Source organism: Promicromonospora iranensis, assembly GCF_028994805.1.
GTDB lineage: Bacteria > Actinomycetota > Actinomycetes > Actinomycetales > Cellulomonadaceae > Promicromonospora > Promicromonospora iranensis.
In genome coordinates, this window is the sequence record NZ_JAJQQP010000001.1 from 521899 (window position 1) to 535651 (window position 13753).

8 protein-coding genes are annotated in these 13753 nt (G+C 70.1%); 3 read left to right on the forward strand and 5 right to left on the reverse strand.

Annotation, left to right across the window (positions count from 1 at the left end; genetic code table 11):
- Positions 1-90: 90 nt before the first annotated feature.
- Entirely contained in the window at positions 91-4017 is a 3927-nt protein-coding gene (locus LUM46_RS02250; protein WP_274991998.1) for a carboxypeptidase regulatory-like domain-containing protein, read from the reverse strand.
- Between the two features lie 581 nt (positions 4018-4598).
- On the opposite strand from LUM46_RS02250, the gene LUM46_RS02255 reads away from it, so the two are divergent.
- A complete protein-coding gene (locus LUM46_RS02255) occupies positions 4599-5537 on the forward strand; it encodes a winged helix-turn-helix domain-containing protein (protein WP_274991999.1) in 939 nt (312 codons plus the stop codon).
- 32 nt (positions 5538-5569) lie between these two features.
- Here LUM46_RS02255 and LUM46_RS02260 read toward each other — a convergent pair whose 3' ends face one another.
- Entirely contained in the window at positions 5570-6913 is a 1344-nt protein-coding gene (locus LUM46_RS02260) for an MATE family efflux transporter (protein WP_274992000.1), read from the reverse strand.
- Between the two features lie 372 nt (positions 6914-7285).
- On the opposite strand from LUM46_RS02260, the gene dnaB reads away from it, so the two are divergent.
- Positions 7286-9073 (forward strand): replicative DNA helicase, encoded by a 1788-nt coding sequence (gene dnaB, locus LUM46_RS02265; RefSeq protein WP_274992074.1) that lies wholly within the window; start codon positions 7286-7288, stop codon positions 9071-9073.
- Positions 9074-9095: 22 nt separating this feature from the next.
- On the opposite strand, the gene LUM46_RS02270 is transcribed toward dnaB, so the two are convergent.
- Complete coding sequence (locus LUM46_RS02270; protein ID WP_274992001.1) at positions 9096-10400, reverse strand: cation:proton antiporter; 1305 nt, start codon at positions 10398-10400, stop codon at positions 9096-9098.
- Positions 10401-10527: 127 nt separating this feature from the next.
- On the opposite strand from LUM46_RS02270, the gene LUM46_RS02275 reads away from it, so the two are divergent.
- Positions 10528-11697, forward strand: a complete 1170-nt coding sequence (locus LUM46_RS02275) for an AI-2E family transporter (RefSeq protein ID WP_274992002.1) — start codon at positions 10528-10530, stop codon at positions 11695-11697.
- A gap of 41 nt (positions 11698-11738) precedes the next feature.
- Here the strand turns inward: LUM46_RS02275 and LUM46_RS02280 are convergent, their stop codons facing one another.
- Complete coding sequence (locus tag LUM46_RS02280; protein ID WP_274992003.1) at positions 11739-12464, reverse strand: DUF1206 domain-containing protein; 726 nt, start codon at positions 12462-12464, stop codon at positions 11739-11741.
- Between the two features lie 187 nt (positions 12465-12651).
- Entirely contained in the window at positions 12652-13746 is a 1095-nt protein-coding gene (locus tag LUM46_RS02285; RefSeq protein ID WP_274992004.1) for an RDD family protein, read from the reverse strand.
- Positions 13747-13753: the final 7 nt, after the last annotated feature.

Sequence of the window (13753 nt, forward strand, 5' to 3'; positions counted from 1 at the left end):
AAGCCTCGCCCGGACGTGTCAGAGCCTCAGGTCTTTCGAGTGAGCTGAGGATCTGACACGTCCGGTGCTGCTAGCTACAGGTGGCGCTCACTACTTGATCGGGTCCAGCTCGAAGTCGGTCACCACGGTGGTGCCCGCCTTCACGGTCGCAGAACCGACCTGTGGGACGTACCCGTTGGCCGTGGCGATGAGCTGCGCCTTCTTCTCCGACTTGTCGAACCAGTACTCGTAGACGCCGTCGTCCCCAGTGACCAGGGTGACGGCCGAGAACTTGCCGTTGACCTGGACCACCGCGTCCCCGAGCGACACGACGCCGTCCGGAGTGACGCCGCCCACTGTGCCGGAGAGCTTGCCCCAGCTCTTCGGCGGGTTGATCTTCATCGACACGTCCACCGACGGGGCGGCGTACGGCGTCTCCGCGTCGGCCACGATCGCGCCGGTGAACGTGCCCGGCTGGGGCACCACACCGCTCATGGCCGCCGTGATCGTCTTGCTCCGGCCCGGCTCGAGCGTGAACTCGGTCGGGTTCATGGTCAGCCAGTCCATGCTGCCGCCGCCGACGGTGTCACCGGAGACGTTCATGACGATGTGCATGTCAGGCCAGCCGATGGAGTCGGTCGTGGCCGGCTCCGGAAGCGCGCACTCGGTCGCCGCGAGGTACGACGGCGCGGACTGACCCGCGCCGTTGGACCCGATGTAGAAGACGCCGCCGCTCGACTGCTGGTTGGGTGAGACGATCTCGACCACCAGCGTGGAACCGGCAGGCACCTCGCCGGTCACGGGAACCGAGACCATCGTCAGGGTCGACGCCGGGATGCTCGTCTCCGTCGTACCGATCTGGGTCAGGTTGTCGAAGGTGAGGTCACCATCGAGGGTGTGGAGGTTGACCGTCAGGGTCTGCGCCGTGGCCTCCTCGATACCGAAGGACACCTCCGAGACCTCGAAGTCGCCGTCGATACCGAAGTCGCTCAGCGTGAACGTCCGGAAGAAGTGGTTCTCCGTGGTCCCCGCCAGGCCACCGCACGACGCGGAGTTGAGCGCGGTGATCTCCTGCGACGCAGAGTGGGTGATGGTCGTGGCGTTCGGCGAGACCGGGATCGACTCCGGTGTCACGCTCTCAGCCGCTGCGCCATTGCCGGCAGCCTGGAAGCGCGAGCCCGCGCCACCGAACGACCCGCCGACCTTGGCAGACGGCTCCGTGCTCTCGGCCACGGTGGCCTTGCCCTGGGGGTGCTGGATGACGGCGGCGCCGTCCATGCCCAGGATGTCGAAGCCACCGCCGGTGCCCGTCATCTCGACGTCCGCCGGCGCGGTGCCCTCGTTCGTCACCGTGAAGCGCTTGGTCGTGGAGCTGCCCAGCGGAAGGGTGGTGTCGATCGACTCGGTGCTGACGGCGAGCATGCCCGCTGCGAGCGCCGCGTCGAACGTACCGGTGTCCTCCGGCTCGAGGCTGACGGTGCCTGACGCCGACTCGTAGTCCGGCGCCGTCACGCCGACCGTGTAGTCGCCGGGGAGGGCGATCGCCGAGTACGTGCCGTCCTCGTTCGAGGTAGCGGTCCGGGTGACGTCGTCGGCCGTGGCTGTGACGGTGGCACCCTCGAGCGGCTCACCGGTGTTCAGGTCGGTGATCGTGCCCTCGAGGAACGAGAGGACGGGAGCCGTGTAGGTGATGGTCAGGCCCGCGGAGACGGCGGGCGTGTTGTTGGAGTACTCCATGCCGACGGTGCCGGACTCGTTCTCGATGCCGATCGTCGCGGAGCTGCCCTTGGCGGTGTCCGTGTCGGTGACGTCTCCGTAGCCGTAGATCACCGTGCCGTCGGCGACGAGCGTGACCGAGAAGCTCAGCCGGTCGGTGGCGGGGCTGTACTTGCGCACGTCGCGCCACTCGATGACGAACGCGTCCTCACCGTCGACCGTCGTGGTGCCGGTGTAGAGGCCGGCGTCGGCGTCGAGGTTGAGGTCGTCCCAGAAGGGGTACAGGGCGGCGTTGGGCACCGCGCTGCTCGGGATGCTGCCGTTGGCGTAGCTGGTGCTGCCGGCCAGGAAGTTGACGTGGCCGTTCGAGGTGACGAACGCGGTGTCGTAGCCCTCGCCGTAGAACGGGAACTCGAACGGCAGGTCGAGCGACGTCTGCGCGTCGTCGCCGGTGAGGGAGTTCTCTGTGTCGCCCTGCAGGTAGTCACCGGTCGAGGTGGCGCAGGAGTAGCCGAAGTCGTCGGTCACCGCAGTGATCTCGACGGGCACGTCCTTCGCGCCGTCCACCACGACGTCGGCCTCGAAGGTGGAGGCGCAGCCACCCATCTGGACGGTGAGCGGGTAGGTGCCCTCGGGGACGTCGGCGAAGGCGAAGGTGCCGTCAGCGCCGGTGGTGGTGTCCTCGAAGTGGCTGCCGAGGCTGACCGGGGCACCCGCGACCGGGTCATCCGACCCGGAGAAGGTGACCGTGCCCGTCACGGCGTGCGACGGAGCGGCCTCGAGCGTGATCGGCACGTCGACGGTGCCGTCCTCGGTGACGACCGCGGGTGCCGGCGTGGAGGGCAGGAATCCGAAGGCGGACGCGGACACCGCGTAGTCGCCGGTGGCGACGCGCGCGGTGAAGGTGCCGTCCTCGTCGGTGCTGACGGTGCGGTCCCGGTCACCGTCGACGGTGACGTCGGCCCCGGCGATCGGGGCGCCGGCTGCGTCGGTGACGGTGCCGGTGACGTACCCGGTGGCGCCGATCGGGGCCGCGTCGATGAGCGCGGCGACGTCGAGCTTGCCCTCGCCCCACACGTTGTTGTTGCCGGCGGTGCCGCCGCAGGTGGTGTCGTCGGTGTCGACGGCGGACTCGTTGAGGAGCGCCTCGGTGCCCTCGATGTCACCGATGAGCGCCGGAGCGGCGCCCCAGAGCAGCGCCACCGCACCCGCGAGGTGGGGGGCTGCCATGGACGTACCGTTGAAGGCGGCGTAGCCGTCACCAGGGATCGAGGAGCGCACGTTCACGCCGGGGGCGGCGATGTTGGGCTTGACCATGCCGTCCTGGCCGGCACCGCGCGACGAGAAGCCGGCGATGGCACCGGAGGAGTCGAACGCGCCCACCGAGTAGGAGCCGGTGTTCGCGCCGGGGGACGACGTCGTCGTGCAGCCGGACCCGGAGTTGCCGGCGGACCAGGTGCCGAAGATGCCGGCGGCCTCCCAGGCCTCCGTGGTCTCGGTGAACCAGTCGTCGATGCTGCCGGCAGCGGTGAGGCCCCAGGAGTTGTTGACGATGTTCGGCCGCATCGACGGGTCGGGGTCGGTGCCGTCGACCTTGGTCGGGGCGATGATCCACTGGCCGGACGAGAGCAGCGCGGAGTCCGAGCAGCTGTCACAACCGTTCGTGGCGATCCAGTCGGCGCCGGGAGCGACACCGATCTGGTTGCCGGCGCCGTCGTCACCCACCATGGTCCCGATGGTGTGCGTGCCGTGGCCGTTGTTGTCGAACGGCGCGGGCGCGGAGCCCGAGGTGTCCTGCCAGTTGTAGTCGTGCACCGCCGTGCCGTCGGACTGCGCGCCACGGTACTGGTCGGCCAGCGCCGGGTGGTCGTACTGGGAACCGGTGTCGATGTTCGACACGACGATGCCCTCGCCGGTGTAGCCCATCTCCCAGACCTCGGGCGCGTTGATCGCGTCCAGGCCCCACTCGGTGGCGTGCGTCCCCTTGTCACCGGACTTGGTGCGCTTGACCGGGTCGACCAGGTTCAGCTGCACGGTCTCGCTGATCCGCTGGACCTCGGCACTCTTCGCGAGCTTGTTCGCCAGCGCGAGCGTGCCGTCCTCGACGAGGATCCGGTTGCTGATCCAGTAGCTCTCGTAGTCGGCATCTGCGGCCTCGAGCTCCTTGACCAGGCTCGCCTGCGAGGTCTTCGCGGTGCTGGTGAGCGCGTCGTAGACGTACTTGCCTCGCTCGTCCCAGCTGCTGATGCCCCTGGCATCCGTCAGGTCCGCCTCGTCGGCCAGCTCGACCCAGAAGTCGGCGGTCTTGCGCTCGGTCAGCATCTCCGTGGCGAAGTCGGTGAACTTGTCCTCAGGGTCTGCCGCGACAGCCTTCGTGGTTGTGGTGGCTGTTGTCGGTGACGTTCCTGCGAACGCCGCCGGGGCGACGCTCAGCGCTGATGTCGCAGCAAGCGCGAGAACCGCTGTAGCGGTTGCTGTGCGTTGTGCGAGAGCAGTTCGACGTTGCATGAACCCTCCAGTACGCGGCGCATCCACGACTGTCGGATGCGCTTGGACGGACCACGGTTGTGGGCCAGCCCTCACCGTCGGTTGCGCAGGGCAACGGAACAAGGTCGGTTCACGGTCAGTTCAGGGTCATCTTTCGGTCAACGTTCCGGCGGGTGCGCCGACGGCCTCTGTCAAGAGTTCTCCTCACATTTCACCCTGCAGTGCGGGAATTTCACCCTCGTCGTGACGATGCGGCGCAAAAAGACCCACCGGCTCGGGAGTGTGCCCTTTCCGGCACGCAACGGGAAGGTAATCAAAAATTGACCTGATTGGTACGGTCCGGGGGCAAACTGGCACGCGCTGCCGGATTTAACCCGGTTCGCACTCGAACGGCCGACCCACGGAGAGTGACGCGCGTGACGCTCGACCCCGCACCAGGTTCCGCCCTCGGCCTCGTCGTCTGCGTAGGCCTCCCTCCGGACCAGATCATCGAGATCGCGCACCTCCTCCGCGGCCGGGCAACGGTGCTCGCCACCTCCGACGCGGAAGGTGCCCGTACCGTCCTCGACAACCAGGCCGCACCCCGGCCCGACGGCACCGCTGCCTGGCGCGGTCTCGGCGCGCAGGCCGAGCGGTACGACAACCCTGGCCCCGTAGATGACCATGCCTACGGCCGGCACCTGCCCGAGCACCCCGTCGACCGCTATACCGAGCACTTTCCCGAGTCCGGCAACCTCCCCGAGGCTCCCGCAGCCGCCGCGGCGCCTACGCCGACAGCGCTGTCCTCGGTCGCACGTCCTCGATCACCCGACATGCCCGACGCCGGAGCCAGCGGTCGCAGCGGTCGGTTCCGGCCGGCATCGGGCAGCATGCTGGCGCAGCCCGTCCCGCACGCGACCGTCTCCGCGCAGCCATGGTCGGGGGAAGGGACAGCCGGTACCGGTGCCCCAGGCAGTCGCGCGGCACCTGGCCGCGGTCCCCGCACCGTACGTGCTGACACCGGTGCGGTGCCCACCGTCACGGGGCCCGTCCCGATGACCGCTCCGCCCAGGCTGCAACCTCTCGTGGCCGGGCCGCTTCTCGTGGACCTGGCCGGACGGGAGGTCACGGCGCTGGGCCGGCGCGTCTACCTGTCGGCGCGGGAGTTCGACCTGCTCGCGACGCTCGCCCTGGAGGCAGGGCGGGTGTGGTCGTTCGCAGAGCTCACGGCGCGCGTGTGGCAGCTGCCCTACCTCGGCGACTCCGACCCTGTGACGTCGGCGGTCAAGCGGCTGCGCAAACGGTTGGCGCCCGTCCGCGACGTGGAGGTCGCCTCCGTGCGCGGTGTGGGCTACCGGCTCAAGGTACGGATCTAGTCCGCTCCGCGGCGGTTGACCGTGACGGTGCGTCACGCTCCCGTGACGAGCCAGTGGTCGCCCCGCGCACGCCACCCTGTCGTCACGGCGCGGGCGGCCATGAACACGCCGGCGAACGCGAGCCAGAGCCAGGCGAGGCCCCACGCGCCGTCCGGCGCCCAGGTGGAGACCGCGAGGGCGAACGGGAGGTAGGCCACGAGCGTCGCCATGCCGGCCCAGGCGAGATAGCGTCCGTCGCCCGCCCCGATGAGCACGCCGTCGAGCACGAACACCCAGCCCGCCATCGGCATGAGCACGCCGCACACCGCGATGCCGAGGGCGACGGCGACGCGCACGTCCGGGTCGGGCGAGAAGAGGGGCGCGATCCACCAGCCGGCCGCGGCCAGGACGAGGCCGATCACGGCCCCCGCACCGACGCCCCACTGCAGGCAGCGGCGCAGCACCTGGCGCACGTTGCCGACGTCGCCGGCTCCGAGGCCGTGGCCCACCAGCGCCTGCGCGGCGATGGCGAGCGCGTCGAGCGCGAACGCGGCGAGGCCCCACAGGGAGCTCACGACCTGGTGCCCGGCGAGCGCGACGGCGCCGAGGTCGGTCGCGACGACCACGGTGAGCAGGATCGCGGCGCGCAGGCTGAGGGTCCGGATCACCAGGGGCACACCCGCCCGCGCGCCCGAGAGGATGCCCGCCCGGTGCGGGCGCAGGCTCGCGCCGCGTGCCCGTGCCCCGCGCACCACGATCACCCCGAGCACCACCGCCATGAGGATCTGGGTGATGGCCGTCCCGAGGCCGGAGCCGGCGATCCCCATGCCCGCCCCGTAGACGAGCGCGATGTTCAGGCCGGTGTTGAGGAGCGCGCCGGAGGCCGCGACGACCAGCGGGGTGCGCGTGTCGCGCAGACCGCGGAGGACACCGGTCGCGGCCTGGACCACGAGCATCCCGGCAAGGCCCGGCGCCGACCACCGCAGGTATGTCACCGCGTGCTCTGCGACCTCGCCGCGCGCGCCCAGGGCGGTCACCGTCAGCGGGGAGGCGAGCAGCAGCACGGCGACCAGGACGGCGCCGATCCCGAGCGCGAGCCAGATCCCGTCGATGCCCGACTGCAGCGCCTCCCGCTCCTTGCCCGCACCGGTCAGCCGGGCGACCGACGCCGTGGTCGTGTACGCGAGGAAGATGCACAGGCCGACGAGCGTGAGCAGCACGTTGCTCGCGAGCGACAGACCGGCGAGCTGGGCGGTGCCGAGGTGGCCCACCACCGCGCTGTCCACAAGCACGAAGACCGGCTCGGCGATGAGTGCCCCGAGGGCTGGTACCGCGAGGACGAGGATCTCCCGGTCGATGGACCGCCGAAAACCCGGGGGGTGGCGCGGCTCGCCCAACTTTCTTTCCTCCACAGGCTGGGGGTTACGTCAATGCAGGTCAGAGGCCATGGTGATGTTTTACACAGGGGTTATCCACAGCTGGGGACAGGGTTGTCCACCCGCTGTGCACAGCCTGGGCCACCTTTCCACATGGCTGTACACAGGCTCGTCCACAGGTCTCGTTGCGTTCGGGTCCGCAGGGGCTTAGCGTCAGCGGGACTCACCGGCCGACCAAGGTACTCACGGGGTGGTCGCACGACACAAAGGCGTGTCGAGCCCGAAGTCCCGTGGCGTGTGGGTGGTGGAGAGTAGAACAGATGTAGGACGTCGGTAGAGCGCATGCGCAGCGTGCGCCGAGGCGTCATGAGACGTGGAAAGCAGGAGGTGCGGATGTCGATCGAGGAGCTCGAGTCGAGCTATTCGGGACGGCCGGGCCTCGATCGCACCCCGCCGCAGGACGTCGCCGCCGAGATGAGCGTGCTGGGCGGCATGCTGCTGTCCAAGGACGCGATCGCCGACGTGATCGAGCAGATCCGCGGCAACGACTTCTACCGGCCGGCGCACGAGGCCATCTACGACGCGATCATCGACCTCTACGGTCGGGGCGAGCCGGCGGACGCCATCACGGTGCTCGCCGAGCTGCAGCGCCGCGGCGAGCACGCGCGCGTCGGCGGCGCGCCGTACCTGCACGACCTCATGGCGGGCGTGCCGACGGCGGCGAACGCCGGCTACTACGCCCGGATCGTGCGTGAGCGCGCCATCATGCGCCGCCTCGTGGAGGCGGGCACCCGCATCGTGCAGATGGGCTACGCCACCGACGGCGGCGAGGTGGACGACGTCGTCAACAACGCGCAGGCCGAGGTCTACGCGGTGACCGAGCGCCGGGCGTCGGAGGACTACCTGCCGCTGGCCGACATCATCGGGCCGACGTTCGACGAGATCGACGCCGCGCAGGGCCGCGGTGAAGGGCTTACCGGCGTGCCGACCGGCTACTCCGACTTCGACCGGCTGACGAACGGCCTGCACGGCGGCCAGATGATCGTCGTGGCCGCCCGACCTGCAGTCGGTAAGGCACTCGCGCTCGACACGCCGTTGCCGACACCTTCCGGCTGGACGACCATGGGTGATGTCGCGGTCGGCGACACGCTCTTGGCCGCGGACGGCACCCCGACACGAGTCGTCGCAGCGACCGAGGTCATGCAGGGCCGACCCTGCTACGAGGTGGAGTTCGACGACGGCACGGTGATCGTGGCTGATGCTCAGCACCAGTGGGGCGTCGGCGCAGCTGACGAGGCCCAGATCCTGACCACCGAGGAGATCGTCGGGAAGCTGAGCGGCGGCACCGACCTCTTCATCGGACCGGGCCATGCCGGCGCGCCCAGGGTCTTCGGCTTCGCTTCGGTCCGGCCGATCGAGTCGGTTCCGGTGCGCTGCGTCGAGGTGGAGCACCCGTCGCACCTGTACCTGGCGAGCCGGTCGATGATCCCGACGCACAACTCAGTGCTGGGCATCAACGTCGCATCTCACGCGGCCATCCACCACGACATGGCGTCCGTCATCTTCTCGCTGGAGATGAGCCGCAACGAGATCGTCATGCGCATGCTCGCCGCCGAGGCACGTGTGCCGCTGACCAAGATGCGCAGCGGCAACATGGACGACGGGGACTGGCAGAAGCTCGCCGCCACCATGGGCAAGGTGTCGGACGCCCCGCTGTTCATCGACGACTCGCCGAACATGTCGCTGATGGAGATCCGTGCCAAGTGCCGGCGGCTCAAGCAGAAGCACGACCTCAAGCTCGTGGTCATCGACTACCTCCAGCTGATGTCGTCCGGCAAGCGCGTGGAGTCGCGACAGCAGGAGGTCTCCGAGTTCTCGCGTTCGCTCAAGCTGCTCGCGAAGGAGCTCGAGGTGCCCGTGATCGCGATCTCGCAGCTGAACCGTGGCGCGGAACAGCGCAGCGACAAGAAGCCGCAGATGTCGGACCTTCGTGAGTCGGGCTCCATCGAGCAGGATGCCGACCTCGTGATCCTGCTGCACCGCGAGGACGCCTACGAGAAGGAGTCACCGCGTGCCGGCGAGGCGGACCTGATCGTGGCCAAGCACCGTAACGGCCCCACCGACGTCATCACTGTGGCGTTCCAGGGCCACTACCAGCGGTTCGTCGACATGCAGGTCTGACGGCCGCCGGGCGAGCCGTCGGTCAGACCGGCGTCTCGGCGATCGTGGTCTCGTCCCTGCCGTCAGCGGCTCGTGCTCGCCGCCGGTCGATCGCGGCCATGACCGGGGTTGCGCCGACGCCATGGATCACGATGGAACCCACGACCACCAGGCCTGCGATTCCCCAGATCCGCTCCTCGCCGGCGAACGTGGCGTGGCCGAGGCCATAGGCCACGTAGTACAGCGTGCCGATGCCACGCACCCCGAAGAACGCGATGACCGCGCGGTCCCTCGAACCTGTCTTTCCTGGTGTGAGCGCAAGCCACCCGGCGATGGGCCGGATCACGAGCAGGAAGGCCAGCGCCAGCCCGACGTCGAACCACCGCACCTCGTCGAACAGGCCCCGCGCCACGGCGCCGCCCAGGAGGACGACCACCGCCACGGTCAGCAGGCGCTCGACCTGCTCGACGAACGTGTGCAGCACCGAGTGATAGCTGTGCTCCCGCTCGACCCTCCGCACGGTGCACGCGCACACGAACACCGCGATGAACCCGTAGCCCTCGGCGAGCTCGGCGACCCCATAGGCGAGGAACGTCGCGGCGAGCGCCACGAAGCCTTCGGTCTTCTCGGTCAGGCCCAGGCGATCACCGATCTGCGAGAAGAAGACGCGTCCGAGCAGCCAGCCCACCGCGATCCCGGCGAGGAAGCCGACGCCCAGCCGCCACGCGACGTCGACCGCCAGCCACTCCAGGATCCAGTCGCCCGGACCGGCGCCCGCCGCGGCCGCCGCGCTCACGGCGATGGCGAGGTACGTGAACGGAAAGGCCAGCCCGTCGTTCAGGCCGGCCTCGGACGTCAGCGCGAACCGGACCTCGTCGTCCGCGGACTCTGCTTCCGTGGCCGGCTCGCTCACCTGGACCTCGGTCGCGAGCACGGGGTCGGTCGGGGCAAGAGCGGCAGCCAGCAGGAGCGCGCTCGCGGCACCGAGGCCGAGCGCGGCCCAGCCGACAAGTCCGACGGCGAGCATGGACAGGGGCATCGCGATCGCGAGGAGGCGCCACGTCGTCGACCACGAACGCCAACCGAGCGGCCGGTTGACCGCGAGGCCCGCACCCATGAGGGAGACGATCACGCAGATCTCCGTCAGGTGCTCGGCGACGGCCCCGTACGTGAGCGGGTCGGGGTCGGGCAGAGCCGGTAGCAGGGAGAAGCCCGCGAAGCCTGCGACGAGGAACACCATCGGCATCGAGACCGGTGCACGGCCGAGGATCCGCGGCAGCAGCGCGGCGGCAAGCGTCGAAAGGCCGAGAGCGGCGTAGAGTCCTCCGTTGCCTTCGAACTCGATCATCGTCGGAGCGTAGCGCGAGGTCATCCGTACAGGGGTGAAGAGGCACGTCACCGCGCGACCTGGTCGCGACCGCAATAGCGTCGGCACATCCGGTGCACGCCGGACCCGAGCACAAGGAGGACAGGCGATGGGACTCTTCGGCCGCCGCACACCGCCCACCGCTCGCCCAGGCGTCGAGGTGCTACCGCCCGGCGAGCGCAAGATATCCGGCGGCGGCGAGGCGTCCCGGCTGTGGTCGGACGGCTTCGGCCGCGTCGGCACCCGGTCACTCCAGATCCTCGCGGTCGTCGCGGTGGTCGCGGTCTTCGGGTTCGTCGGCACGCGGCTGACGCTCGTCGTGATCCCGGTCCTCATCGCGCTCGTGCTCGCGGCAGCGATCTACCCGCTGGTCTCGTTCCTGCGACGCCGCGGCCTGCCGTCGCTCCTTGCGACATGGATCGCGCTCCTGACCCTGATCGCACTGCTGTCGGCGATCGTGTGGCTCGTCGTGCTGGCCGTCGTGGACCAGTGGGACGAGCTCCAGGCCCAGGCGCTCGACGGTTTCGACTCCCTGCAGACCTATGTCCAGGACCTCCCCTTCGAGATCACCGACGAGCAGATCGCGTCGGTGCGCGAGTCCGCCATGGGCCTCCTGCAGTCGGACACCATCGGCTCCGGTGCCATCGCGGGTGTCTCCCAGACGGCCGACTTCGTCGCGGGCTTCTTCATCATGATCGTCGTCCTGTTCTTCTTCCTGAAGGACGGCCCGGCCATGTGGGAGTTCCTGCTGCGCCCGTTCGAGGGGCACCGGTACGAGCGGGGGCGGCGCGTCGGCGCCGCGACCATCGGCACGCTCGGCGGCTACGTGCGGGGGACGGCGATCGTGGCTCTCGTCGACGCGGTAGGCATCGGTATCGGCCTCGCGATCATCGGCGTGCCGCTCGTGATCCCGCTGTCCGTGCTCGTCTTCCTCCTGGCTTTCATCCCGCTGGTCGGCGCCACCCTGGCCGGCATCCTCGCGGCCCTGGTGACGCTCGTCGCCGTGGGGCCGGTCGAGGCGCTCATCGTGGTCGCGATCGTCGTCGGCGTGAACCAGCTCGAGGGCGACTTCCTGCAGCCGATCGTCATGGGCCGGACCCTGCGACTGCACCCGCTCGTCATCCTGTTCGCGCTGACCGCGGGGACGGTGCTCGTCGGCATCACCGGTGCCGTCCTCGCCGTGCCGATCGCCGCGTCGATCTGGCGTGCCATCCAGGTGTGGGACGGACCCGACCTGCCTGCCCGGTTCGCCCGGAAGAAGCGCTCCGAGGAGGTCTAGGGTGCGGGCCAGCCGGACCATCGGTCCGGCCAGCGGTCCGATCAGAGGCGCGCGAACCGGGCGCGCGCGAAGGAGTACAGGCCGAACGCGGCGATTCCCAGCCCGGTCACCAGGAGCAGCACGGTGCCGAACGGCTGGTCCCGGATCGTGTGCAGGGCCTCGTCGAGCCCACCCGCCTGCGAGGCGTCCGCACTCACCGCGGCAGCCACGAGGAGTCCACCGACGACGGCGAGCGCAATGCCCTTGGCGACGTATCCGGCCTGACCGAGCCGCAGCACCACGGGTCCGACGGCGCCCCCACCGGTGCCGGTGAGGTCACTCATGAACTTCTTCCGTACACCCTTGACCGCGTGGTAGACCCCGACGGCGATGATCACGACACCGACGGCACCCACGAGCCAGCGGCCGCCCGGAACGGTGAAGACACCGGCCGTCATGCCCTCCTCGCTGCTGCCGCCACCAGCGGTGCCCTGCGCATACCGGACGCCGGTGACCGCCAGCACGCCGTACAGCACGGCCTTCGCGGCGCTCTTGGCCCGCGCGCCGGCCTGGTGCTCCGCGTTCGGCACGCCGAGGAGGGCCGTCGCAAGCTGCCAGAGCGCGAGTGCGGCGAACCCCACCGCGACCGCCCAGAGCAGCACGTCGCCGCCGGGCATCTGGGCGATCGCCTTGAAGGCTCCGGACTCGCTCGCCTGGCCGGCGGGCTGGCCCAGCGCGAGCTGGATGGCCAACCAGGCGACCAGGAGGTGCAGGATTCCAGAGGCCACGTAACCGCCTCGAGCCAGGACGCGCACAGGGCCACTGTTCTGTGCGCGGCGGGCCGCGCCATCAGCGGACGAGTTCTTGGACACGAGTGCACCTCCGTCAGACCACGCAGTGTGCGGGGCAGTACACATTGGCGCATTTCAGAGTAATCCGCACGCGGCACGCGCCGGTAGGGACCTCCGCGCCGGCTCAGCGGGTGGTCGAACCGCCACACTCCGCGACGGCCGCGCCGTCGGCGGTCAACCGCACGTCGACGAGGAGGTCGGCACCGAGGGCCGCCATGGCCTCCGGATCGGTTAGCTCGACCTCCGCCACATGGACGTCGCCGTCCGGCGAGACCGTGCGCGTGTGCGTGATGCTCCCGTCCGTGGACCACCCCACCTCGTCATCGGCCCCGACCTCCCACGACCGGGAGACCGGCGGTGTCCCACGCTCCGAGAGCGACCGAGCGGAGAGGACGATGCGGTAGTCGACGTCGCGCGCCGCCGGTTCGCTCGCCCAGGAGAGCGTCGCGGCCGGACGGGCGGTCCGAGTCTCCCGGACGGTCCACATCCGGCGATCCTGCTCGATCGATACGGACCCGCCCAGGCTGATGTCCCCACCGGTCAGAGCCGGCCCGACCCCGTCGACGCCGCACTCGCCGAGGCCGGCCATGGGCTCCGAACGACTGCTGCTGATCGGCACGCACCCGTAGGCGAGCCCCAGGACCACCGCGACCAGCGCCGCCGAGTACACCGCGATCCTCGGTCGGCGCGAGAGGTCGGGCAGGTGCTGCACCACCACGGTGTGCGCGATCGTGTCAGCGAACGTCTGCCGCTTCGCGTGCCACAACGGCCGCAGGTAACCGATGAGCAGTATGGCGTCGAGCAGGTGCAGCACCCAGCGCACCAGCGTCGTCCACCAGCCGGCAGGCCCGCCGGACCGCTCGCGGACGACGCGGATGCCGACCACCAGCTTGCCCGGGGTCCAGCCGGTGAGCGCTTGCAGGGTCAGGAGGAGGACGACGGCGCCGATCGGCACGAGGACCAGCGGGTCGTCGGGCCAGGCCGCGTCGCCGACGGGACCGTAGCCAGGCGTGAGGGTGGGCTGGGTGGACCCCCCGCCGAGCGCCAGCCAGGTGACTCCCGCCAGGATCGCGTTGTCCAGGACCGCCGCGACCACGCGCTGCAGCCACCTGGCGTAGGGCGGGGCGACGGCGCCGGCCAGTAGGACAGCCCTGTCCGGCGCGAGCGCGACGCCGGACACGGGATCCCCGTCGGGCCGGGACCGTTCGCTGCTGGACATGGACGAA